Annotated in this window: 25 protein-coding genes; 19 read left to right on the top strand and 6 right to left on the bottom strand. The window is 33.9% G+C overall.

Translation table 11 applies throughout. From position 1 onward, the window contains the following. The first annotated feature begins 7 nt into the window (after window positions 1–7). The 7 genes from AC1RPH_RS00530 (at window position 8) to AC1RPH_RS00500 (ending at window position 5,108) form a co-directional block, all read left to right on the top strand. On the top strand, window positions 8–502 hold the full coding sequence (locus tag AC1RPH_RS00530) for a hypothetical protein (protein ID WP_481760932.1): 495 nt from the start codon (window positions 8–10) through the stop codon (window positions 500–502). 18 nt (window positions 503–520) lie between these two features. Continuing rightward, complete coding sequence (locus AC1RPH_RS00525; protein WP_481760931.1) at window positions 521–1,333, top strand: DUF6681 family protein; 813 nt, start codon at window positions 521–523, stop codon at window positions 1,331–1,333. 151 nt (window positions 1,334–1,484) lie between these two features. Then, on the top strand, window positions 1,485–2,222 hold the full coding sequence (locus AC1RPH_RS00520) for an amino acid ABC transporter ATP-binding protein (protein ID WP_409021667.1): 738 nt from the start codon (window positions 1,485–1,487) through the stop codon (window positions 2,220–2,222). Between the two features lie 33 nt (window positions 2,223–2,255). Further along, window positions 2,256–3,083: a glutamate ABC transporter substrate-binding protein gene (locus tag AC1RPH_RS00515; RefSeq protein WP_481760930.1), complete on the top strand. Its 828-nt coding sequence runs from the start codon at window positions 2,256–2,258 to the stop codon at window positions 3,081–3,083. After that, complete coding sequence (locus AC1RPH_RS00510) at window positions 3,080–3,718, top strand: amino acid ABC transporter permease (RefSeq protein WP_481760929.1); 639 nt, start codon at window positions 3,080–3,082, stop codon at window positions 3,716–3,718. The genes AC1RPH_RS00515 and AC1RPH_RS00510 overlap by 4 nt, the downstream gene beginning before the upstream one ends. A 17-nt stretch (window positions 3,719–3,735) precedes the next feature. Next, window positions 3,736–4,389: an amino acid ABC transporter permease gene (locus tag AC1RPH_RS00505; protein ID WP_409021664.1), complete on the top strand. Its 654-nt coding sequence runs from the start codon at window positions 3,736–3,738 to the stop codon at window positions 4,387–4,389. 125 nt (window positions 4,390–4,514) lie between these two features. Then, window positions 4,515–5,108 (top strand): NADPH-dependent FMN reductase, encoded by a 594-nt coding sequence (locus AC1RPH_RS00500; RefSeq protein WP_481760928.1) that lies wholly within the window; start codon window positions 4,515–4,517, stop codon window positions 5,106–5,108. Between the two features lie 53 nt (window positions 5,109–5,161). Here AC1RPH_RS00500 and AC1RPH_RS00495 read toward each other — a convergent pair whose 3' ends face one another. Then, window positions 5,162–6,499: an APC family permease gene (locus tag AC1RPH_RS00495; RefSeq protein WP_481761139.1), complete on the bottom strand. Its 1,338-nt coding sequence runs from the start codon at window positions 6,497–6,499 to the stop codon at window positions 5,162–5,164. Window positions 6,500–6,645: 146 nt separating this feature from the next. Then, on the bottom strand, window positions 6,646–7,917 hold the full coding sequence (gene hflX, locus AC1RPH_RS00490; RefSeq protein WP_481760927.1) for a GTPase HflX: 1,272 nt from the start codon (window positions 7,915–7,917) through the stop codon (window positions 6,646–6,648). 299 nt (window positions 7,918–8,216) lie between these two features. Here hflX and AC1RPH_RS00485 point away from each other — a divergent pair, with 299 nt between their 5' ends. The 7 genes from AC1RPH_RS00485 to AC1RPH_RS00455 all read left to right on the top strand — a co-directional run bounded on the left by AC1RPH_RS00485 (window position 8,217) and on the right by AC1RPH_RS00455 (window position 15,171). Next, window positions 8,217–9,860 carry a peptide ABC transporter substrate-binding protein gene (locus AC1RPH_RS00485; protein ID WP_481760926.1) on the top strand — a complete coding sequence of 548 codons (1,644 nt, stop codon included), beginning with the start codon at window positions 8,217–8,219 and terminating at the stop codon, window positions 9,858–9,860. A 99-nt stretch (window positions 9,861–9,959) separates the two neighbouring features. Beyond that, window positions 9,960–10,889, top strand: a complete 930-nt coding sequence (gene opp3b, locus AC1RPH_RS00480) for an oligopeptide ABC transporter permease (RefSeq protein ID WP_409021660.1) — start codon at window positions 9,960–9,962, stop codon at window positions 10,887–10,889. Between the two features lie 2 nt (window positions 10,890–10,891). Then, the gene (opp3C, locus tag AC1RPH_RS00475) at window positions 10,892–11,917 is read left to right on the top strand and encodes an oligopeptide ABC transporter permease (protein WP_481760925.1); all 1,026 of its coding nucleotides are present in this window, start codon (window positions 10,892–10,894) and stop codon (window positions 11,915–11,917) included. Window positions 11,918–11,927: 10 nt separating this feature from the next. Then, a complete protein-coding gene (locus AC1RPH_RS00470; protein ID WP_481760924.1) occupies window positions 11,928–12,995 on the top strand; it encodes an ABC transporter ATP-binding protein in 1,068 nt (355 codons plus the stop codon). 19 nt (window positions 12,996–13,014) lie between these two features. Further along, window positions 13,015–13,974 carry an ABC transporter ATP-binding protein gene (locus AC1RPH_RS00465; RefSeq protein WP_481760923.1) on the top strand — a complete coding sequence of 320 codons (960 nt, stop codon included), beginning with the start codon at window positions 13,015–13,017 and terminating at the stop codon, window positions 13,972–13,974. 267 nt (window positions 13,975–14,241) lie between these two features. Continuing rightward, window positions 14,242–14,601 carry a hypothetical protein gene (locus AC1RPH_RS00460; protein WP_481760922.1) on the top strand — a complete coding sequence of 120 codons (360 nt, stop codon included), beginning with the start codon at window positions 14,242–14,244 and terminating at the stop codon, window positions 14,599–14,601. Window positions 14,602–14,820: 219 nt separating this feature from the next. After that, complete coding sequence (locus AC1RPH_RS00455; protein ID WP_481760921.1) at window positions 14,821–15,171, top strand: hypothetical protein; 351 nt, start codon at window positions 14,821–14,823, stop codon at window positions 15,169–15,171. 52 nt (window positions 15,172–15,223) lie between these two features. Here AC1RPH_RS00455 and AC1RPH_RS00450 read toward each other — a convergent pair whose 3' ends face one another. Continuing rightward, the gene (locus tag AC1RPH_RS00450; RefSeq protein WP_481760920.1) at window positions 15,224–16,666 is read right to left on the bottom strand and encodes an APC family permease; all 1,443 of its coding nucleotides are present in this window, start codon (window positions 16,664–16,666) and stop codon (window positions 15,224–15,226) included. Window positions 16,667–16,889: 223 nt separating this feature from the next. Between AC1RPH_RS00450 and AC1RPH_RS00445 the strand changes: the two genes are divergently transcribed. Beyond that, entirely contained in the window at window positions 16,890–17,645 is a 756-nt protein-coding gene (locus tag AC1RPH_RS00445; RefSeq protein ID WP_481760919.1) for an ABC transporter ATP-binding protein, read from the top strand. A 22-nt stretch (window positions 17,646–17,667) separates the two neighbouring features. Next, window positions 17,668–19,467 (top strand): ABC transporter permease, encoded by a 1,800-nt coding sequence (locus AC1RPH_RS00440; RefSeq protein WP_481760918.1) that lies wholly within the window; start codon window positions 17,668–17,670, stop codon window positions 19,465–19,467. A 50-nt stretch (window positions 19,468–19,517) separates the two neighbouring features. Here the strand turns inward: AC1RPH_RS00440 and AC1RPH_RS00435 are convergent, their stop codons facing one another. Beyond that, entirely contained in the window at window positions 19,518–20,201 is a 684-nt protein-coding gene (locus AC1RPH_RS00435) for a histidine phosphatase family protein (RefSeq protein WP_481760917.1), read from the bottom strand. Between the two features lie 268 nt (window positions 20,202–20,469). Between AC1RPH_RS00435 and AC1RPH_RS00430 the strand changes: the two genes are divergently transcribed. Then, the gene (locus AC1RPH_RS00430) at window positions 20,470–21,201 is read left to right on the top strand and encodes a deoxynucleoside kinase (protein ID WP_481760916.1); all 732 of its coding nucleotides are present in this window, start codon (window positions 20,470–20,472) and stop codon (window positions 21,199–21,201) included. A 46-nt stretch (window positions 21,202–21,247) separates the two neighbouring features. Here the strand turns inward: AC1RPH_RS00430 and AC1RPH_RS00425 are convergent, their stop codons facing one another. Further along, complete coding sequence (locus AC1RPH_RS00425; protein ID WP_481760915.1) at window positions 21,248–21,910, bottom strand: histidine phosphatase family protein; 663 nt, start codon at window positions 21,908–21,910, stop codon at window positions 21,248–21,250. 71 nt (window positions 21,911–21,981) lie between these two features. After that, window positions 21,982–22,641, bottom strand: a complete 660-nt coding sequence (locus AC1RPH_RS00420) for a VTT domain-containing protein (RefSeq protein ID WP_481760914.1) — start codon at window positions 22,639–22,641, stop codon at window positions 21,982–21,984. 178 nt (window positions 22,642–22,819) lie between these two features. On the opposite strand from AC1RPH_RS00420, the gene AC1RPH_RS00415 reads away from it, so the two are divergent. Next, window positions 22,820–22,963 (top strand): hypothetical protein, encoded by a 144-nt coding sequence (locus AC1RPH_RS00415; protein WP_481760913.1) that lies wholly within the window; start codon window positions 22,820–22,822, stop codon window positions 22,961–22,963. An 87-nt stretch (window positions 22,964–23,050) separates the two neighbouring features. Next, window positions 23,051–25,342 (top strand): RNA polymerase recycling motor HelD, encoded by a 2,292-nt coding sequence (gene helD, locus AC1RPH_RS00410; protein WP_481760912.1) that lies wholly within the window; start codon window positions 23,051–23,053, stop codon window positions 25,340–25,342. The last annotated feature ends 22 nt before the right edge of the window (window positions 25,343–25,364 follow it).

Genomic DNA, 25,364 nt, shown 5'->3' with positions numbered 1-25,364 from the left:
AGAGTTAATGGCATATAGAACGCCACCATTTATAACACCTTTTGCAATTGTTTCTATCGTACTTGCATTGGGCGCAACTAACGTTGTTGTTAACAAAACAACGAATACAAACGAAGGAGCAACAGTTTCTTCAGTAGCTTCATCACCGTCGGAAACTAAACCTAAAGTAGACGATAATTCGAGTTCCAAAGAAGTAAGTTCATCTTCTGAGACGAGTTCTTCTGATTCGTCCTCTTCATCAGAAAGTTCAAAAGATGAGTCTAGTAGTTCAAGTGCTGCCGATGAAACATCAAACAAATCAGCAAGTACAAGTGCCGATAATACAACGGATGATAAGAGCGCGGAAACAAGTACCGATGACACAACTGATACAAGTACAGATACTGATACAAATGCGGATAAAGCTAGCTCGGCAACAAGCACAAGTAGTAGCGTGAAGAATACTAAAACGGTAACGACTGACAAAGCCAAAGCCAGTGCAGAAACGACAAATACAGACTAAGGATTAGGAGGTAAATAAATGTTTAGTTTACTAGATTTAGCAAACCATTATTTAGGGTTTATTAATGTTAATTTAAAATTAAAAAATAGAATTTATACTGTTTTAGGCTTTCTTGGTAATTGGTATTTATTGTATATCGCATCACGATATTTCATAAATGGTTATTATGTTAGAGGTAGTTTGTTTATTCTTGCTTTTTTTGTTTTATTATATTTTATTGTTTTAAATGTTATTCATTATTTTACAAATAAAACAACTAAATTTGATCCTTCACCGAAAATTGAAAAATTGTTGGGCGGACCGCCTAAGGAAGAAATTGAAGGAGATAAACGTCGCCGAATGCAACCAGGTTATGTTCAAACGAATGGCCTATTTGATTCTAAAATGCTGATGCCAGCGACACTTAGGACAAATAGAAACGAAAAAGTAAGTATTCAAAAAATTGCTGATCAAATGAAGCAAGTTAAGTATTCAGATTTTGATTATGATGGATTGTCAGATGATGCTATTATAAAAGAAATTCAGAAAACAGGAAAACCAGTGTCAGAGTTAGCACAGCCCGTTGCTTTTCCATTTTTTGAATTAAAAATAGAAGACGAAAAAATGAATGTTTACGCTGGAATGAATCAGATTGATAAACAATTGATTGGTCGCCTAACCCATGTTGGTTTATCTGATATTGAAACGGCTAAAGAACAATATGATATTTACTTAGCAACAGCAACTATTTATGGTGGTAATCAGAAGGTTGCTGGTCGATCATCAGTTATTGAAGAATCACATAAATTTCACGTTAAAGTTCAAATTGCCTATAAAGAAAAAGAAAATTAGTAAAAAAGTGATAGCAAATAACTACATTGCTATCACTTTTTTTGTGATTATATGGTACATTTAAAAAAGACTGCAATTAAACATCCATTTGGTAGTATAATTAAAGTATCACAAAAAAGAATAAAAGAGTTAAGAGAAGGGGATTGAGAGTATGGCAATGATCGAATTTAAAAATGTGGAGAAATATTACGATAAATTTCACGCATTGAAGAATATCAATTTAAAAGTTGAAGCAGGCGAAGTCGTCGTTATTATCGGGCCATCTGGTTCTGGAAAAAGTACATTAATCAGAACTATCAATGGTTTAGAGCAAGTTAACGAGGGGCAACTATTAGTTGATAATTTTGATTTAGCAGATAAGAAAACGAATATTGATAAAATCAGAAAAAATGTTGGGATGGTATTTCAACATTTTAACTTGTACGAAAACAAAACTGTTTTAGAAAATATTATGCTTGCACCACGTTTAGTTTTAAAACGGGATGAAGCTGAAAATAAAAAAATCGCAATGGATTTATTAAAAACAGTTGGACTTGATGATAAAGCACAATCATATCCTAGAATGTTATCAGGTGGACAATCGCAAAGAATTGCCATTGCCCGTAGTCTAGCTATGAAACCTAAGGCGCTATTATTTGATGAACCAACTTCTGCATTAGATCCTGAAACAATTGACGATGTTTTAAAAGTTATGAAAGATATCGCTAAAAATGATGGGATCACAATGATTGTTGTAACTCATGAAATGGGCTTTGCTCGTGAAGTAGCCGATCGTGTTATTTTCATGGCTGATGGTCAAATTCTTGAGGATGATACAACAGTAGAATTTTTCGACAATCCAAAAGAAGAACGTGCAAAAAAATTCTTGAGTAAAATTATTAAACATTAAGGAGCTCAAGACTGTGAGAGTGGGGATTAAAATATGAAACAATTAAGAAAAATTAGCTTATTGTTTATGAGTATAGCTATGGTATTAGTTATTGCAGGCTGTGGAGCGCAAAGTAAAGCCAACATTGCAACAACAGCTAAAGAAACAAAAACAATTAACTGGGGTGTTAAAGCAGATACGAAGTTATTTGGTTTAATGAACATCAAAACCGGTGAAATCCAAGGATTTGATATTGATATTGCTAAGGCAGTGACAAAAAAAATCTTAGGTAAAGATGGTAAAGCTAATTTTGTTCAGGTAACAAGTAAAACAAGAATTCCACTTTTGAAAAATGGAAATATTGATGCAATTATTGCGACGATGTCCATTTCTAAAGATCGTGAAAAACAAGTTGATTTTTCTAACTCTTATTTTGCTGCCGGACAAGCTATTTTAGTTAAAAGAACAAGCTCAATTAAATCCGTAAAAGATTTGAATAAAGACGGTATGGTTGTTTTAGGTGTTAAGGGTTCAACTTCAGTTATTAACATGAAGAAGTATGCACCTAAAGCAGAAGTGCTGGAACTAGATGATTATGCGCAAGCATTAACCGCACTAAAATCTGGTCAAGGTGATGCTTTAACAACTGATAATGGTATTTTATATGGGATGGTTAAAGAGAATTCTGATTTTGCTGTTGTTGGTGGTACTTTTACGCATGAACCTTACGGAATTGCGATTGATAAAGGCCAAGGTGAATTTAAGAATGAAGTTAATAAGGCTTTAGCTGAAATGCGTGCCGATGGCTCGTATGAAAAATTATTAAACAAATGGTTTGGCGATATTCCAGGATTTAGTGTGAAGGAGGCGAGTCAACAATGATTACGATTTTTACAGAACATTGGCAAGCCTTATTAACAGGACTTGGCTATACATTGTGTTCAAGTGTACTCGCATTATTTTTTAGTTTAATTATAGGTTCGTTCTTTGCAATTTTGGAAGAAATGCCATATCGAATTTTAAAAATTATTGCACGTATCTATATTGAAATATTTAGAAATATTCCGTTATTGGTTGTTGCAATGTTTTTCTACGTTGTGGTACCTATGTACGTTACGAATATCAACGGATTTACAGCTGGAACAATCGGACTAACGATTTACACATCTGCCTTTATTGCAGAAACAGTTCGTGCTGGGATTAGAGCTGTTGATCCTGGACAAATGGAAGGTGCTCGCTCAAACGGGTTAACATTCATGCAATCGATGTTTCATATTATTTTACCCCAGGCATTTAAATATGTGATTCCACCTTTGGGTAATCAGTTCATTAATTTGGTAAAAAACTCTTCAGTTTTAGCCTTCGTTGCTGGATTTGATTTAATGTACCAAGGTGATATTATCGCATCAACAACATTTGATACAATCAACACGTACATTATCGTTGGGGTGTTATATTTAATTATCACGATGCCATTAAGTTATTACATGAGACATTTAGAAAAGAAATTAAGTTAAAGGGGGTCTAGAAAAATATGTCAGATTTTATTGCAGCATATAGTTGGGAAAATATTCGCTACTTACTACAAGGATTATTAGTAACAATCGAAGTTTCAGTTATTTCAATTATTTTCAGTTTTATAATTGGCGCTATTCTAGGCCTAACACGATATATTAAAGTAAAACGTTTATCTGCTATAGTTGGTTTTATAATTGATTTAATTCGAAATTTACCATTACTTTTAATCTTATTTTTCGTTTATTTTGGCTTAGCAAATGTTGGTATTCGGTTATCAATTTTCTGGTCAGCAACGTTAGCGATGACCGTTTTCGAATCAGCAATGTTAGCTGAAATCATTCGAAGTGGTATTCAAGCTGTTGAACCCGGACAAATGGAAGGTGCTCGCGCAAATGGTCTAACTTATTGGCAAGGTCTGCGTGTGATTGTCTTACCACAAGCTTTAAAGAAAATGATTCCACCATTGGTTAGTCAATTTATCTCATTAATTAAAGATACGTCATTGGCTACTATCATTGTTTTACCAGAGTTACTGTATCATGCACAATTAGTATACGGTCAAAATACTAATTATGTTATTCCAATGTTCGTCGCTTTAGCAGTGATGTACTTCGTCGTTTGTTATGCACTATCATTGGTTTCAAGATACTTAGAAAGACGCTTAGCGTAGACAATAAAATAAAAATGGTTGTTGAAATCTATATAGATTTTAGCAACCATTTTTATTAGTTAGTAGAATCGGCATAAAATGACGGTTTGTTTGATTGAAAAATAAATTAGAAAGAAGATGATGTCATGGTGAAAATTGCTGTTATTCTAGGGAGTTCAAGAGAGAATTCTATTGGTAAAAGGGTCATTAAGTATATTGAAGGAGTAGCAAAAAATCAGGATAATGTTGAATTTTCATTTCTAAAATTAAGTGACTATCAGTTAACCTTCTTCCACGAAAAATTGGCACCTATGCAAAATGAAAATCGACAACTACCTGAAAATGAAGCACGATGGATAGCGGATGTAGCTGCGGCAGATGGCTTTATTATCTTAACGCCTGAATATAATCATGCTATTCCAGCCGTTTTGAAAAATGCAATCGATTATTTGGCTTTTGAAGGGCAACGTAAACCAGTTAAGATTGTGGGCTACTCAGATAACATGCGCGGTGCACAATTTGCAACAGCTGAATTAGTACCTATTTTGAATCGATTAGGATTTATCACGTTGCCTACGCCAACATTATTGGGAATAGTTGATCAAACATTTAATGAAGATGGACAACTAAATAACGATGCTAAGTTAACAGATTATACAAAAAATAAAATTGCTCAGACTTTGCAAGAAATTAAATTTTATACACAACTTTTTGTGAATAATCCTTTTCCCGGAAAATGATGAATTAAAAATAAAAATGTGTAATGACAATAGCTGTCATTACACATTTTTTATTATAGATCTTTATTTTTATGTGTTTCGTATAAATAAACCGGGATACCAAGTGCAACAATTGTAAATGAAATTAAAACACCTACAATATCTGATTGAACTTCGCTAACTAAAACGAAGGCTGCACCTAAGATAGCAACAATAGGTGTTATGGGGAACAATGGAACTGAGAAAACACGTTTTAAATCTGTTCCTTTATTCCGACGGCGTAAGATAAAGAGGCCGACGAAAGTCATAACATAAAAGCAATAAACTGTAAAAATACAAATTTCAGATAAGCGATCAGCATCAAAAAATAAAATCATAATCGCTGCAATACTTAAAGCCACACATGTTGCAATAACAGGTGAATGTGATTTTGGATGTAAATAAGATATTTCTTTATGGAAAGGTAATTGTTTGTTCTTACCCATTGCCCACATAATTCGAGGGAATGTCATGATTTTACCGTTCATACAACCAAGAATAGAAATAATGACACCGATATTCATAATTTTTCCACCAAGTTGGCCAAAGGCAATCTTAGCAAATTGTGGTGTTGCATTTTCGCCTAGTTGATGGATTTGACTAGCAGGCATGACACGCATAATACTGAACGAAACAAGAATATAAATAAGAAGAACAATTGAAATTCCTAAAACAATAGCTCTAGGTAATGTCTTTTTAGGATTTTTAATTTCATCACCCATATTAGCAATCAGAATCCAACCATCATAAGCAAATAAAGTAGCTAGTATACCAACACCAAAATTATTTGTAGAGTGACTGACAGTTGCAACAGATTGGCCAAGTGCATTTGCATTGCCAAAAAATAAACCAAAAATAATAATAGCAGCAATAGGGAATAATTTACAAATAGTTGTAATAATCTGGAATGAAGCACCATAACGATTTGATAGCATATTTAGGAAGCCAATAGAAATGACTGCAATTAATGCGATTAAATGAGAATAACCAGCTGGAATACTAAAGAAATCTACTATTAAAATAGCAAGGTACGCGCCTAACGCAGCAATCATAGCTGGTCCATACACGATAACTTGCATCCAACCAGCTAAGAAACCCCAAATTTTACCGTAAATTTTTTCCATGTAGATATATAATCCACCGGTTTCTGGAATTTGAGATCCAATTTCAGCAACAGTTAGTCCAGCGGTTAAGGTTATGATACCACCACATAGCCATGCGAGCAGGGCATTTGTAGTAGAGCCGGTGTAGTCAAGTACCGAAGCTTGTTTAAAGAAGATACCAGAACCAATAACAGTTCCGATTACGATTGATAATGCTGACCATAGACCTAACGATCTGTTAAGTCCAACTGCTGGTTTTTTTTCCAAAATTGAATCCTCCTTTTCTAAAATGAATAGTTGCATTTTAGCATAACAGCGGGAATCATGCAATAAACTAGATATGATTATGACGACAAAAAAGAGTGCGTGAATCGGCTATTTCAGACCGATTCACGCACTCTTTTTATAGAATTATTTTAAACGATGTAATCTTGCAATTGGGTTGCAATAGTTTTTGTTGCATCAATCTTTAATTTTGTACCTGATTCTTCATAATCTGTTTCTAAGATAGTTGCCTTTTCATTGATTAAATCAACAAGTTGACCTTTATCAAATGGGATAAGAACAGTCATAATTTCGTTATCTTTAAAGACATTCTTTTTAATGATATCTACTAATTGATTAAGTGATTTTTCATCACGCGCACTATAAGTGAATTTATCATCTGAGAAAGTAGGATAATCAATATTTGCTAAATCAGCTTTATTATAGGCATAAATCATCGGAATGTTTTCGACGCCAATAGCTTTTAATGTATCTTCAGTTGTTTGAATCATTTCCTCAGCATGTTTATCAGCCACGTCAATCACTTGGATAAGTAAATCAGCTTGTGCAGCTTCAGCCAAGGTTGTACGGAAAGCTTTTACTAATTGGTGAGGCAATTTGCTGACAAAACCAACAGTATCGCTCAATAAAATTTGTTTTTTATCTTCAAATTGAATATTACGGACACTTGTATCTAATGTAGCAAACAACATATTCTTTTCAAAAACTTGTTTGTCATCATCTTGTCCGATTAGACGAAGCAAGCCGTTCATTGTCGTTGATTTACCTGAATTAGTATAACCAACTAATGCAACAGTCGGAATACCAGATTTATCACGTTGTTTACGTCTAGTAGATTCTTCTTTGTCCATTTCAGCAAGATCTTTTTTAATGTGGTTAATCCGATTTTCAATCACACGACGATCTAATTCAATCTTCGTTTCGCCAGCACCACGGTTAGCGAGTCCACCACCAGATTGTTGATCTAGTTTATCTTGCATCCCTCTTAAACGAGGTAACTGATATTGAAGTTGAGCCATTTGAACTTGGAGTTTTGCTTCGCGTGATTGTGCTCTTGAAGCAAAAATAGCTAAAATCAGGCCTGTACGATCCATAACTTCCATACCTGATGCAGCTTCAAGGTTACGAATTTGAGTTGGTGATAATTCGTCGTTTACAACTAAAATTTTCACACCTTGTGCTTCACTTTCAGTCTTGAATTCTTCAGCTTTACCTTTACCAAAGTAAAGGGCAGCAGTTGGTCGATCTAATTTCTGACGAATGTCTTCAACAGCATGCATGTTGTTAGCTTCGACTAATGCAGCTAATTCAGACATTGTATAATCTAAATTTTCACGTTGTTTTTCGATACCAGCAATGAAAACGTCAATAACTGGTATTTCTGTAGAATAAGTTTCTTTCATGAGAACCTCCTCGTGGAACTTAATTAATAGGTTAAGTATAACATTTATTCAAAAAAATATTCGAACATCAAAATAAGTTAACTGAATTAAATGAGAATTAATGAATAAAAATGGCCAAACTCTCATTTTAACAACGTGCAAATGTTATGAGTTGAATATTTTATATAGTTAAACGGCTTTTTTAAAGGCGCTTGAATCTCTTTTTAATTAAATTAGAGTTTAATGTTGATTTTAATCTTTTTCTAATGTAAGATAAACCTACGTTAAGAAAAGGTAAATAAAAAAGGAGAGGTCATATTATGAAGTTAAAGTCAGTTTTGAAATTAAGTGGTGTGCTAGCATTGTCTGTCATTGTCTTGGCAGCGTGTGGATCTAAATCTTCATCTTCAGATAGTAAAGAACTCGCTGATAAACAGGTTATTAATTGGTCTGAAACAGCTGAATTACCATCGATGGATTTATCGACAGCAACGGATACAGTTAGCTTTAACATGTTGAACAATACTAATGAAGGTTTATACAGAATTGGTAAGAACAGTAAAGTGTCAAATGCACTTGCAACTAAAACAACCGTTTCAAAAGATGGCATGACTTATACATTTAAACTTCGTGATTCAAAATGGAGCAACGGAGACGATGTAACGGCTAAAGATTTTGTTTATTCATGGCAACGGACCGTTAATCCTAAGACAGCTTCACAATATGGTTACCTCTTCTCAGGGATTAAAAATTATGATGCAATCAGCGCGGGTAAGATGGCGCCATCAACATTGGGAATCAAAGCAACTGACAAACATACATTAGTTGTAACACTTGATAAAAAAGTACCATATTTCAAATTATTGATGGGCTTCCCAACGTTCTATCCACAAAATCAAAAAGTTGTTGAAAAGTATGGTTCTAAATATGGCACACAAAGCAAATACATGGTTTACAATGGTCCATTTACATTAAATGATTGGACAGGAACTAACTTAACTTGGGACCTAAAGAAAAATGACACTTATTGGGATAAAAAAGCAGTTAAGCTAACACAAATGAATTTCCAAGTTTCTAAAGATAATACAACAAGCTATAATTTATACCAAAGTCAAAAATTAGATATGACGAATTTATCTGCTGAACAAGCTAAAACATTGAAAACAGATAAAGACTATATCACACGTAAACAAGCATCAACGTTCTACTTACAATACAATCAAAAGAATAAATTATTTAATAACCAAAAGATTCGTCAAGCTATTTCATTAGTTATCAACAGAAAACAATTTGTTGATAAAATTTTAGGGGATGGCTCAACTGTTGCGACAGGTTTAGTATCATCAGGTCTTGCTTCAAATCCTAAAACAGGCGAAGATTTTGCAAAAGAATCAACCGTTAAATCAACTGCAAATACAGACATTGCAAAAGCAAAAGAATTATGGAAAGCAGGATTAAAAGAAGTTGGTGTTACAAAAGCTAGTTTCTCACTTCTAAGTGATGATACTGATAAAGCTAAGAAAACAAATGAATTTTTACAAAATGCGATTGAAGATAACTTAGATGGTGCGGATGTAACATTAACAAATATCCCATTCAAATCACGTTTAGCAAAATCAACTAGTGGTGATTTCGATATTGTTGTTACAGCATGGGGTGCTGATTTCTCAGACCCAATCTCATTCTTAGATTTATTTACTTCAGATAATTCACAAAATGCAGGTAAATGGAAAAATAGTGAATATGATGCATTGATTAAAGCTTCAAAAACAACAGATGCAAGTAATGCAGATAAACGTTGGGATGATTTAGTTAAGGCTGAAAAAATCTTGATGAAAGATCAAGGAATTGCACCTCTTTACCAAATGGCTCAAGCTCAATTATTAAGATCAACAGTTAAAGGTGTTATCTACAATGGAGCTGGTATCAATTACAATTTCAAAGATGCTTATGTTACTAAATAATTAATTAACGTGTTAAAATTTAACAAGTGAGAGTTAGCTACCACGGCTAATTCTGACTTGTTTTAATTACATAATAAAGCAAAAGTGAGGGTCAGAATTATGGGTAAATACCTAGTTAAACGAATTTTTTATATGCTACTGACGTTGTTTTTAGTCGCAACCATTACCTTCTTTTTAATGAAGTTAATGCCTGGATCACCTTATGCGAATCAGCAAAAAATGACAACTGAGCAATTACAGATTATGAATGAACAATATGGATTGAATAAACCCGTATGGCAACAATATCTCATTTACTTAGTGGGATTAGTTAAGGGTGATTTAGGAACGTCATTCCAATACAGTAATCAACCTGTGTCATACCTAATTTCAAGCCGTATTGGACCATCCGGACAACTTGGATTACAAGCTATCATCTTCGGAATAGTTATTGGAATTGTGATTGGTGCCATTGGTGCGATTAACAAAAATACTTGGATTGATACTTCTTCAACAATTTTATCAATCTTAGGTATCTCAATTCCTTCTTTCGTCTTAGCTGTTTTATTACAGTATTACGTAGGATTAAAGTTAGGCTGGTTACCAATTGCTGATTGGGGCGGATTCAGTTACACGATTCTACCGACAATTGCTTTAGGGGTTGGCCCACTGGCGGAGACGGCCAGGTTCATTCGAACCGAGATGGTGGATGTCCTAAGCAGTGATTACATTGAACTGGCTAAGGCTAAAGGATTAACAAAGTTTGGCGTTGTATTCCACCATGCTTTACGTAATAGTTTAATTCCTTTAGTAACATTAATCGGCCCTTATACGGTTGCATTAATGACTGGTTCAATGGTTGTTGAAAATATATTCTCAATTCCTGGAATTGGTGAACAATTCGTAAAATCAATTTTGACAAATGATTTCCCCACAATCATGGGTGTTACAATGCTTTATTCAGCTGGACTAGTAGTTGTTATCTTATTAACAGATATCATTTACGGTATTATTGACCCAAGAATTCGATTAACTGGAAGGAGAAATTAACGATGGCAGATAAAATTGACCTACCAGTAGATGCATTTGAACCGTTAGATAAAAATAACGCTATTGATAATGAAAAAATTGCTGCACCGTCGTTGACTTTCGTTCAGGATGCTTGGCGTCGGTTGAAGAAAAATAAAGGGGCTTTTATCTCACTTTGGGTCCTGGTTGCAATTTTTATTTTGGCATTTGGATCCCCCATTTTAGCACCACATAGTGCAACAGAACAAAATGTTGAGTATACAAATTTACCACCTAAAATTCCTGGTGTACCAATAGATGGATTAAATGGAAAGTTAAAAACATCATCAGGTAGCTGGTATGATGCTTATGAACAAAATAGTATTCCAAAAGATAAATACTTTATTTTAGGAACGGATGTTTTTGGACGTGATTTGTTATCAAGAATTATGTATGGAACTAAGATTTCCTTAATCGTGGCACTAGTTGCTGCATTAGTCGATTTAGGAGTCGGTGTTGCTTATGGAATCTTGTCCGGTTGGCGTGGCGGACGTGTTGATACATTCATGCAGCGAATCATCGAAATTATTTCATCGGTACCTAACTTGGTCGTTATTGTTTTAATGTTATTGGTTTTCAAACCAGGTTTAACATCAATTATTTTAGCAATTGCAGTGACTGGTTGGACAACGATGGCTCGATTAGTTCGGGCACAAACGTTGAAATTAAAAGATCAAGAATATATTCTTGCAGCTCGAACTTTAGGCGAGTCACCCGTAAAAATTGCAGTGAAACATTTACTACCTAACTTATCGAGTGTGATTATTATTCAAACAATGTTTACAATTCCTAGTGCTATTTTCTTCGAAGCTTTCTTAAGTTTCATCGGAATTGGGATTAGTGCTCCTCAAGCTTCACTTGGGTCATTATTGAATGATGGTCAAAAGAATTTCCAGTTTTTACCATACCAAATGTGGTATCCAGCAATTGTTTTATGTATTATCATGGTTGCCTTCAACTTATTAGGTGATGGACTCCGTGATGCCTTTGATCCAAAAACGAAAGAGTAGGTGTTGAAAAATGGCAGAAAATATTTTAGAAGTTAACAATCTAGAAATTAATTTTCATACGTATGCTGGAGATGTTAAAGCCATACGTGATGTTAGTTTTCATCTGGCTAAAGGTGAAACTTTAGCAATCGTTGGTGAATCAGGTTCCGGTAAATCCGTTACAACAAAAAGTTTAATGGGATTATTAGCTAATAATGCAGAAGTTATGGGTGGAGAAATTCTTTTTCATGGTGAAGATTTACTTAAAAAATCAGAAAAACAAATGGAAAACATTCGTGGTAAAGATATCGCAATGATTTTCCAAGACCCAATGACTTCTTTAGATCCTACTATGAGAATTGGTAGACAAATTGCTGAACCATTAATGAAGCATAAACATGTAAAAAAAGAAAAAGCAATGGCGCAAGCCTTGGAAATTTTGAAGTTAGTTGGGATTACAGATGCTAAAAAACGCTTTAAGGACTATCCACATCAATTTTCTGGTGGTCAACGCCAACGAATTGTTATTGCGATTTCATTAGTTTGTTATCCAGAAATTTTAATTGCTGATGAACCAACAACAGCTTTAGATGTAACCATCCAAGCACAGATTTTGGAATTAATGAAAGAATTACAAGCAAAAATTGAAACATCAATTATTTTCATTACCCATGATCTAGGGGTTGTTGCTGGTATGGCTAATCGTGTAGCGGTTATGTATGCAGGTCGGATTGTTGAATATGGGACAGTCGATGAGGTCTTTTATAACCCACAACATCCATATACTTGGGGCTTATTGAATTCAATGCCAACACTTGATAGTGAACATCTGTACGCAATTCCAGGTACACCTCCTGATTTATTGGATCCACCAAAAGGGGATGCATTTGCCGCTCGGAATGAGTACGCTATGAAGATTGATACAGAACAACAACCACCATTCTTCGATGTTTCACCAACACATGCAGCAGCTACATGGTTGTTGCATCCAGATGCACCTAAAGTAACGCCGCCAGTTGAAATTCAAAGACGGTATAAAATTTTTGCAAAACAACAAGAAACAAAAATTAAAGCGAATCAAAATTTGGTAGAAAACTAAGGAAGGGGAGCTGAACATAGTGGAACAAAAGAAAAATAAAATTTTAAAAGTCCGTCATTTAAAACAATATTTTAATGTCGGCAAACCAGACGAAGTGAAAGCTATCGATGATATTTCATTTGATATTTATGAAGGCGAGACATTTGGCTTGGTGGGCGAGTCAGGGTCTGGTAAAACAACAACAGGTCGTAGTATCATCAATTTATATGAACCAACTGATGGTAAAATTGATTTTGATGGTGTTGATATTCGTAAAATTAAGTCTAAAAAAGATAAATTACAATTTCGCCGTGACATGCAAATGATTTTTCAAGATCCATATGCATCACTAAATCCACGAATGAAAGTTAAAGATATTGTGGCAGAAGGAATAGATATTCACCATTTAGCTGCCAATGATGAAGCACGTGCGAAACGTGTTGAAGAATTATTAGAAACAGTTGGATTGAATAAAGATCATTCTAGCCGCTACCCCCATGAATTTTCAGGTGGCCAACGCCAACGTATTGGTATTGCTCGTGCTTTAGCTGTAGAACCTAAGTTTATCATCGCAGATGAACCTATTTCTGCATTAGATGTTTCAATTCAAGCGCAGGTTGTTAATTTGTTGAAGGAATTACAAATTGAACATAACTTAACATATTTGTTTATTGCACATGATTTATCAATGGTTAAATATATCAGTGATCGAATTGGTGTGATGCATTATGGTAAGTTATTAGAAATAGCTCCTGCAGACGAAATATATACACATCCTTTACACGATTATACAGCCAGTTTAATCTCGGCCGTTCCTGTTCCTGACCCTGAATTTGAACGTAATCGCATTCCAGTACCATACGATTCGTCAGTTGAGGCAGATGGTAAAAAACGTCGAATGGTTGAAATTTCGCCAGAACATTTTGTTTTAGCAAGTGAAGATGAAATCCCTATGTATAAGGAACGAGCTGCCAATACTTTGGCAGAAGAAGCTGAATAATAAATCAGAAAGATCTTTTCAAGAATTTTTGAAAAGGTCTTTTTTGATTTTAAAAAGGGTGTAAACTATTAATTGTATGAGTATCTTAAATATATTAAAGGAAGTATAAAAATTTTAGGTAATTATGCATAAAATAATGTATACTAGATGTATTAGAATTAGGTAACGACATAACTATTTTTTGATTTGGGAATGAATAAAAGGTTCAACTAAAACGTTATGTGGAACAAAGGGTTTTATATGGTGGGGAGAATGGGAGCACCCAACATGATAGATGATACAGAAGTATATAATGAAGCGTACAAAGAATTACCGTATGATGTACAATTACTTTTTCAAGAGGGGCGTCTCTGCGAAAAAGATAATGATTTAGCCGTATTATTCGATTTATTTATTAAAAGTACAATTAATTTTACTGAATTCTATGGATTTAACGATGATAGAAAGCAGCTATTTGATGAATTGAAACAAAATCCAGAAGAGGCCGCGCAGTTAATTAAGCAATATCGGTATTATCGTAATTGGTTCGAAAAATATCAGGCTAATGTTAATTGTTTTTCGAAATTAAGATTTCTAACTGTCTGTGAATGGTATGATGGTCAACAAGCATATGCAAGTAATAATTAAGAAATGCTATCATACAAGAAATTAAGTAAAAAAAAGTTAGAATATAAAATTAATTTAACTTAAAATGCGAACTTAAAATATACGGCAAGCTTAACAATATTGTTAAGCTTTTTTTGTTTTTATAAGACGCAGAAAAAATTAAAATAGATAACAAGCCAAGTGCTTGTTATCGATGAGAAGGGTGTGGTATATTAATTGCAATTATCGGGGGGTAATCGAATGAGTTTAGGTGAAGGAATAAAAAATGTAAACGCATTACCGTATGATGTGAGGCTATTATTAGAGGAAAGAAATATTCCGGAGAATCAAATGAGTTGGGAAATTATTTCTGATGTGTTTCTTGAAAGTATTGCGACTTACACAGCATTTTATGGATTTAATGAGGATCGTAGAGCGCTATTCAATGATTTAAAAAATGATAAAAATGAGGCCAATCAAATTATAACAACCTATAAAGAATATCGTGAGTGGTTTAAATACTATCACGTTCATTTTGAAAATCTAGAAGATGTGAGGTTTTTAACGATTTGTGAGTCAATAGGTGTAGATGGCATAATAATAAAAGATTAAATTCAAAAACGCTATGACTACTTTTAATTAAGTAGTCATAGCGTTTTTGAATTTAATCTTTAATACCATCTCTTTTACGTTCACGTTCAGCAATCATTGGCATAATGAATCCAAGACCGATAAGAACAACGACACTAATAATATTGATGGCTAACTGGTAGTAGAATAGTGAGCTACCCATCTCGACATCTTGAGGAATAATCCCAAAGACTGTTGCCAAAACAGTAACAACTAAGCACCATAAACCAACAGCGTAAGCTAATTTGTCATTTTTAATGAAGACATATTCTGATGGATATTTAGCACTATTTTTACGGATCTGCATGAAGGCGAAGAAAATCCAACAAGTGACACCTGGTGAAATAATTCCATTCAAGTTCAGTAACCAATTAAAGATTGTATTCATATCTGGCAAGAAGACACCCAAGAAGAGAATGAAGGCACTTAAAGTACAAGTTAAAATGTACCCATTAATTGGTAAACCATCTTTGTTAACTTTAAGTAATTTCTTAGGCATATAACGAGCGCCTGTGTCAGAGATAAGCATGCGAGTCATAGCGTCAAGAAGAACAGCTAGAAGAGCACACATGTACACAATTTGAGTAATAGCGAAGGCATACATTAACCAACTACCCATATGAAATTGATCTCCTAAACGAAGGAATGCGTAGTACGAACCATTCATTTTAAAATCATTAGGAATGTTATGGGCATTGAAGAAAATCCCAAGTGCGAATGAGCCGAAAACTGTTAAGAAGATTGTCATAACGGTTAACATAATCATGGCTTTAGGGAAATCTTTTTTAGGTTTTTTCATTTTTGTGACAAATGGCGCAATTAATTCTGCACCATTAATCGCATAAATTAATAAACCAATTGTTGTGAAATAATGTAAATCAAATTTAGGAATTAGTGTGTGCCAGCTCATATTTGTTGTTGCAATACGACCTGAAGGTGTTAATAATGAGCCAAATGCCATTACAACATATAAAATTGTGAGGATGAACATGGTACCACCACCAATAAGACCTAAAAATTCTAATGAACCTTTGAAGAAACGTTGAACAAAAATGAAACCAACGAAGATTACTAATGTTATTAACGCGAACATAGCTGTTGATAAACTATCTTCGAGTGCATTACTTCCGTTAAATAACCAACCAAAGCCAACAACGACTGAATTAGCGGTATCAACAACGTAAGGAATCGAAGCAGCCCAATAAGTCCATGCCGTAAAGTAACCTAGTTTTTCGCCACGAGTTCCGCGAACCCATGAACTTAAACCGCCACCTTCTGAATTAAAGACGGAACCTAATTGTCCTACCATTAAAGAATAGGGAATTACATATAATAGCAATAAAATGATCCAAGATGTAATAACGCCCATACCTTGATTTTGAAAGTTATAGACGATATCGTCGAAGCCAATAACTGTTACGAATGACATTAATGCCAAAACTGGCCACGATATAAATGTTTTTTTCTCGTTTTCCATAAGTACCTCCCGTGATAAATAACTATGTAAATTAAACTAACAATTTATAAGTATAGTGAACTGACTAATTAATTTCCATGAAAAATTAAATTAATATAAAATGTAATCGTTTTAATGAGAATTAAGTTAAGAATTAACGATAATAAAAATTGCTATTTAATGTGTACTATGTATAATAGTACACATATAGTAAAATGATAAATATAAATGGAGGACTAATAAAATGAAAGAAATAGTTGTAAGCGCAAAAGATGTTAAAAAAGTCTACGGTAAGAATAAAGAGAAGAAAACGGAAGCCTTAAAAGGGATTAATTTTTCTGTCGAACAGGGTGAATTTATTGGTATCATGGGGGCATCAGGATCAGGTAAATCAACATTACTTAACTTATTATCAACACTAGACCAGCCGACTTCAGGACAAATTGAGATTAATAATCAGGATATCTCAATGATGCGTGGCGATAAACTATCAGATTTTAGAGCACAACAAATTGGCTTTATTTTCCAAAGTTTTAACCTGCTAGATAACTTAACGGCAGCTGAAAATATAACATTGCCACTATCATTACAGAATGCGTCTATTTCTAAATATCAAGAACGTATTGATAAATTAACGAAAACACTGGGGATAGATAGTGTTCTTGGACAATTTCCAACTGAATTATCTGGTGGCCAAAAGCAACGAGTTGCAGCAGCTCGTGCTTTAGTCCATAATCCTGCAATCTTATTAGCAGATGAACCAACAGGTGCTTTGGATTCTAAAAGTGCAAAGTCACTCCTATCAACGATGGAAAGTTTAAATAAAAATGATCAAGTATCAATTTTGATGGTGACTCATGACGCTGTTAGTGCGAGTTACTGTCAACGAATTCTCTTTATTAAAGATGGTAAGATTGGTCGAGAATTGATTCAAGGAACGAATACGCGAACAGAGTTTTATCAAGAAATTTTAAATGAACTAGCTAAGAGTGAACAATAATTTTAAGAAGGGAGGAAACAATATGTTATTAAAATTATCCTTAACTGGAATTAAGAGTCGCTTTAAAGATTATCTAATCTTGTTATCAGGACTCATTATGGCTTCAGCAATCTTTTACATGTTTGAAGCATTAGCAACTAATCAAGAATTTATTAAACAAAATGCGACGATAAAATTTGCAGCAATGATTTTCCAAGTAGGTTCTGTACTACTTGCAATTATTACACTGTTTTATATTATCTATGCGAATACATTTTTAATGAGCATGCGTCAAAGAGATTATGGGATGTTCATGATGCTAGGCGCTAAAAAGCGTAAGATTGGGCGCTTAATTTTCACTGAAACTTTAATTATTGGCTTAATTGCAACAGCTGTTGGTATTTTAGTTGGTATTGGACTGACATATGGCGTTAGCCAATTTTTAGTAGATAAAATGGATCTTGCACCGCATTCTTTTCAAGCTTTTTATTTCCCAGCAATCCTAATAACAATGCTTTTCTTCGTTATTCTTTTCATGATTGCTGCTATATTTAATCGACAAAGCTTGTTAAGAACGCCTATCTTAAAATTATTAAATGAAGCAGAACAACCACAAGGTAAAAAGCTAAAATCTTATAATATCTTAATTCAAAGTATCTTAGGATTAGGTTTAATTGCAAGTGGCTATTATTTATTAAGTCATTTAGCACTGTTTCAAATGGCTGGATTTATTGGGTCAGTCGTAACAATTTTGATTGGGACATTTTTAATTTTCAATTCATTATTTAGTGGATTGGTTCAATTATTAAAACGTAATAAGGGATTTTCTGAAAAGCAATTAAATACCTTTTTATTAGGGCAACTTAGCTTTCGATTAGGTTCATTAAATCGGGTTCTAACAATGGTTGCGATGTTATTTGCACTAGCATTAGGCGCAATAACTGTTGGGATGGGATTCTCTGGTGTGGTTGATCAAACAGCTACTTCTACTTCCCCATATGATGTTGTTGTCCAAAATCCATCAACAAAAGAGAAAAAATTACTTAGTCAATTGACTGATAAAAAAGAGTCCATTTATGAAGCAAAAAAAGTTGGTTCTGTCCGTTATTTTAAAAAATCTGACTTTGTGAAATCACCATTGTACACGCTTGATTTCACGGAAACGGGAACGGCTACCGGTAAATTTATTAAAGTTGACCCTGCCAAAATGACAGCTAAAAATGAGGATAATCTATGGGGAAATGCTGTTAGAACTACATTGGAATCCCCTGATATGTTAAATCCAGTACTTGTCTCTGACGCATCATTTTCAGCTGTTTCGGCGAAGACACAACGTATCCATACTGTTAGGTTAGCATCATTTAAAGATAATAAAGAAATCTTAAAAGCATTGAGCGAAGAAATACCTAAAAATCAGTTAGATAATTCATCTTATTTTATGAATAAGTATGTCGTATATCAGTTGGCTAACGGCATTTATGGCGGATTAGAATTCATTGGATTCTTCTTAGGCGTTGCGATGTTGGCAATGTTAGCAAGTGTTCTTATGTTTAAAATATTGTCTAGTGCGGCAACGGATAAAAAACGATATGATTTATTGAACCAATTAGGCGCTAAGCAACGACTAATGAAAAAATCAATTAGGCGCGAAATTGGCATCTTATTCTTCTTACCTGGAATTGTCGGTGTAATCCACGTTTTATTCGGACTACAAATGTTCAAGGAATTAATTCCAGATCCATATTCACATATAACGATTCCATTTATTATTTTTGCAGTTCTCTATTTGGGATATTATTGGGTAACAGTTACCTTATATAAAGGGATGGTATTAAAAAAATAAAAAAGAGGTGAATATTCAGTTTTTAAAACTGAGTATTCACCTCTCTTTATTTAGATGGGTTGTTCGCCAAAATTACCATAATAGCTAACTTCAATTGTATCGTGATGAACGATTAATTTAGTGACGCTACCATTTTTAGGACTAGATGATATATCAATATTAGGTGCGTATCGTGAAACGATACTTCTAATTGCTGTCCCGTGACCAACTAATAGAACGTTGTCATTATTATTTTGGTTAGTGCGTAAAAAATCAAAAGCATGATCATAGCGATTCCAAAATTCTTGGTCATTTTCAGCTAAATTAAAAGGGTCAGCACTTTTTATGAAATCACGTGAGTCTTCGATGGAATATTTTTCAAGAATATCATTGAAGGTTTGACAATTAAAAGGTGTACCAACTGTTTGCATAACAGCTGCAGTATCTTGGCCTTCAAATGAGCCATAATATTCTTCTCTAAAAAGTGCTGTTTCAATTGGTGTTAACTGTGCATTTTCTTCAACATTCGTTTCACTTAAAATATGGCTTAGTGTTTTTTTTGTACGCATTGTGTCACTTCGATAAATGGCATTAAATGATTTATCGCGTAAAAGTTTTCCTGAATGGGTGGCATCGTTGATTCCCTTATCTGTAAGTGGAGAGTCACACCAGCCTTGCATTCTCTGGAAAGAGTTAAAAAAAGTTTGGCCATGACGAACCATATAAACGGTAAATGACATATGAAATCCTTTCATAAATAAATATTTAATTTGTAAATAAAAAAGGTACTTAGAGCTGTCTGGTTTTTGATGAATAGTCTCACTTAATGCATTAATTTTAGAAAAAGAAAAGACTTTTATTTTATTTAATCCAATGTATACTAAATAAACGGAGAATTAAAATATGAGATTATTTATGACTACTAGTAAGATGATACCGAATGAGATATTAATTACAAGTCTAAATCTAATTGTTTTAACTGCATAAATTGTATTAACTATTCAAGAAGGAGTGTTTATTATTTTGATTACGTTGGCTGGTATTATTGGTTCAGGAAAATCTAGTATGACAAAAATTTTATCTGAAGAACTTGGGGTAGAGGCTTTTTACGAACCTGTTACAGATAACCCGGTATTACCTTTATTTTACAAAGGTAACGAAATCGCTGCAAAAAAACGTGAAGCAGGGGATAAGGAAGCAACAAATCCCTACGCTTACTTATTACAAACTTTCTTTTTGAATCGTCGTTTCAGAATGATTAAAGCAGCAATGCAAGAAGATAATAATGTTCTTGATCGTTCAATTTATGAAGATGCTATTTTTATGAAGATGAATACAGAAATGGGTAATGCCACAACTGTTGAATATAACATCTATCAAGATTTATTAGAAAATATGCTTGAAGAGTTACCTTATGCTGCACATAAAAAATCACCCGATTTGATGGTTATGATTAAAGTTTCTTATGAAACAATGGTTAATCGTATTCAAAAACGTGGCCGTGATTATGAACAAATTGAAACTGACCACTCATTGGTTGAATACTATAAAACATTACTTCGCTATTATGAAGATTGGGAAAAAGAATATGACGTTTCTGAATTTTTAGTTATTGATGGCGATAAATACGATTTTGTTGAAAATGAAGCTGATCGTAATATTGTTTTAAATATTATTGAAGATAAATTACAAGAATTAGGTAATTTATCTGAAAAAGAAGTTATCGATTACAAGACACAACGTAAATCAATTTAAACTAAAAGGAGTAACCAATTTTAAAAATTGGTTACTCCTTTTTTATTTAGATTTTATCATCATCGTGATGATTGAAATATTCAACTTTAACTGAATTGTCATCAACGATTAACTTAGTTACACTACCGTTTTTAGGGCTCATTGTAATATCAATTTCGGGTGCAAAATGAGAAACGATACTTCTGATTGTTGTCCCATGACTGACAACTAAAACGTTATCGCCATCTTTAGCATCTTTACGCAATAAATCAAAACCTTTATTACGACGTGCCCAAAAATCGGCATCGTCTTCAGCATCATGGAAAGGATCGATTTCTTTGAAGAAGTCACGTGCCTCTTCAATTGAAAATTTTTGCAAAATCTCAGTGAAATTAGCAGCGCCATGTGGCTTACCAACAACAAACCAAGCTTGAGAAGAATCGGCACCTTCATAGTAACCATAGCCTTGCTCTCTAAGAAACTCAGATGTTGTAACAATTAAATCTGAAGAGTTTTCATTTTCAGATAAAATGTAGTTAGCTGTACGATTTGCGCGGGTTGTATCACTACTGTATGCATTAGCAAACTGAATTTGTGATAATTTTTTTCCAGTAGTGTGGCCGTCGTTAATGCCTTTTTCTGTAAGTGGTGAATCGGACCAACCTTGCATCCGATTATATTTATTGAAAATGGTTTGACCATGGCGAACGAGATAGACTGTAAATGGCATGAGAACCTCCTGAAGTTTATGTGATAGCCCCATTATACGCTAAAGAAAACGATTATTCTAAAAAGCTTATCCTAGAATTTAGCATCAAGTTTTTTTCTAAGTAAAAATTTCGTAAGTTGTACTAACCCAGCTAAGACCACTGGAAGTAATGCTATCCCGGCAATTGAAAGGAAAATAATAGAAAAATGATCCTTAACAAATGGAATTGCGCCGAAGTAGTAACCGACGCCACTTCCAATGGCTACCCAAAGTGAGACGCCAATTAAGTTGAAAATACTAAAATGTCTGTAATTCATTTGAATAGTACCAGAAATAAGTGGCACAAAAGTTCTAATTAATGGGATAAAGCGTCCAAATACGACTGTTTTTGCACCATGTTTTTTGAAAAAACTTTTGGCGATTTCCATCTTTTCAGGGGGGATTCTTTTTTTAAAGAAAGGTAATTTATTTAAATGTCGACCAATTTCAAAATTCACGGCATCTCCAGAGAGTGCGGCAAAAAAGAATATTGGGACTAATACCCGAATATCAATGGTATCTGTTGAGTAGGCGGCAATGGAACTAGTGAAAAAGAGTAGCGACTCACCAGGTAGAAAAGGAAAAACAACAAGACCTGTTTCGGCAAAGATAAGTACAAAAAGAATTAAGTAACTCCAGTTACCTAAAGTCTGGAAAAGAGGTCCTAAATAATTTTCGAAATGGGTGAAGAAAAACCAAGCTTGTTCGAACATTGTCAGGCCCTCCAATCGTTTTAGTCTTACTCATTATATTAAACTGAAATTAAAAAAAAGGCTATTATTTTAACTGATATTTAGCTTTTATTAAGATTTGTCTCACTATAAGAGGTCACCAGTGTTAAACAGGTTTCGATACTGGTATACTAGATATATTAAATTTTTGGAGGTCAATATGACTAGACACACTTTAATTGCAGGAATGACAACTTTAATTGGTCTAATTATTGGGATTGTGATAAGTAAAATTGCTGTCGCAACATTAATTGGATTAGCTGTTGGAATCGTAGTTGACCAATTCCTACCAAATAAGAAATAAGTTCAATTAGTTGCCTATTTGAGTTGATTATAAAAAAATGATACACTATTAGGCCTAATAAAATCATGTAAAGTGGGGTATTGAGAAATGGCTGATGAAATTAAAATCGAAGAACAAGCACATCTTGATGATGTTATTGTTAAAATAAAAGATGCTGAAGTTAAACGTCAAAATGAAATAAAGTACGCTGAAAGTGAAGCACGATCGATTAATGGCGAATTTACAAGTGATGTTCATATCAATACGACAACATACACTGGAATGATTGATACAGCAATGTCTGTTCGTCAGCAACAACAGTTATTAGCTGAACGTGAAACGAGTTGGAAAAACGCAACTTCTCGTTTAGACATTTTAAAGAAATTAGAAAAGAAACCTTATTTTGCACGTTTAAACATTCAAGAAGGAACTAATAAAAAAGAAACAATCTATATTGGCTTGGGCTCTTTTGCTGATCGACCTGAACACTTTATGGTTTATGATTGGCGTGCACCCATATCGAGTGTTTATTACGATGGCGGACTAGGTGATGTCACTTACCAAACTCCTGATGGTGATCAAACAGTAGATGTTTCATTGAAACGTCAATTCGTAATTGAAGATGGCCAAATTGAAACGATATTTGATACTGATGAAGCTGTTGGTGATCAGATGTTATTAGACGTCTTGAATGATTCTGCTGATACAAAGATGAAGAGTATCGTAACGACGATTCAGAAGGAACAAAATCAAATTATTCGAGATGTAAAAGCTGAATTATTATTTGTTCAAGGTGCAGCTGGTTCGGGTAAAACCTCAGCTGTATTACAACGTGTGGCTTACTTGCTGTACCGTTACCGCGGTAATTTAACAGCTAGTCAAGTTGTTTTATTCTCACCTAATCAATTATTTAATGATTATATTGATCAAGTGTTGCCAGAACTTGGTGAACAAAATATGGTTCAAATGACTTATTTCCAATATGCATCAAGACGTTTACCAAATATGCAAGTTGAAACGTTACAAGAACGCTTTGAAGAAGACAATGCGCCTGCTAAAAAACGTATTCAAGTTCTGAAAAATAGTTTGGCATTCTTTAATGCCTCAACTGCTTATTCAGAACATTTGGAACAAGCAGACATGAAGTTCAGAGATATTAAATTCAATAATGAAGTCTTTATTTCAAAAGATAAAATAAAAGGTATCTACTATAAATATAATGAAAATTATCATTTACGGACAAGATTAGAAGCAACACGTGAATCATTAGTTAAATTATTGAATCGTCGAATTGAAGCTGAGGCTAAGTTAGAATGGGTTGAAAAAGCAATTCAAGATATGTCTAAAGAACAATTGAATGATTTGTATGGAGACCAAGACCGCGAATTTGCAAGCGGTGATAAAGAAATGCGTTTCTTAACGCGTACTTTAGTTATGCGCCAATTTACAAGTGTGCACAGAGCAATTGTGCGCAATCGATTCTTAAATATCAGTTCACAATATGTGAACTTTTTACACAATGTGCCTAAGTATCTTAATTTGAGTGACTATAATGTTACTGTAGAAGAATGGCAAGCAGATGTGGCTGAAGTTGTGTCACGTTTAAAAAATCGTCAAATATCGATGCATGACGTTACGCCATACTTATACTTATTTGATCGTATGACGGGTAAGCATGGTGAAACAGATGTCCGTTACGTCTTTATTGATGAAATTCAAGACTACACGGCATTTCAATTAGCTTTCTTGAAGGAAGGGTTCCCAAGAGCTAAGTTTACACTGCTTGGTGATTTAAACCAGGCTATTTTCACAAAAGAAAATAGTAAGAGTTTACTATCAGAATTGGGACATTTATTCCCAGCTGATAAAACCAAAGTCGTGCAATTGACGAAATCATATCGTTCAACACAACAAATCACAGATTTCACAAAAGAAGTGTTGATAAATGGTGAATCAGTGACGTCATTTAACCGACAAGGTGACTTACCCACAATGACTGTGGATAATAATTCTGATAAATTAGTTCACGATTTAGAAAAACAAGTACAACAAAATGTGGATGATCATCTAACAACGGCAATCATCGCTAAATCATTAGCTGAATGTACAGAATTGTATGAACAATTACAAGCCGAGGGCGTGCCAGTTACATTGATTAAAACGGAAAATCAACGTTTGGCCGATGGAACGATTATTGTGCCAGCTTTCCTAGCTAAAGGTTTGGAATTTGATGCGGTTGTTATGTGGGGCGCTTCAAAGATTAACTATCATGAAGAAGACGAGCGTCAATTAGTTTATACGATTTGTTCAAGAGCAATGCATCGACTAACTGTTTATGCTGAAAAAGAATTATCACCATTATTTGACCATGTTTCAAAAAGTTTATATAGTTTAAAATAAGCTATGGAAGAAATGACCTATT

It is taken from the genome of Dellaglioa sp. CoH-57-MRSF-16 (assembly GCF_056782055.1).
This window is presented reverse-complemented; position numbering and strand designations above follow the sequence as displayed.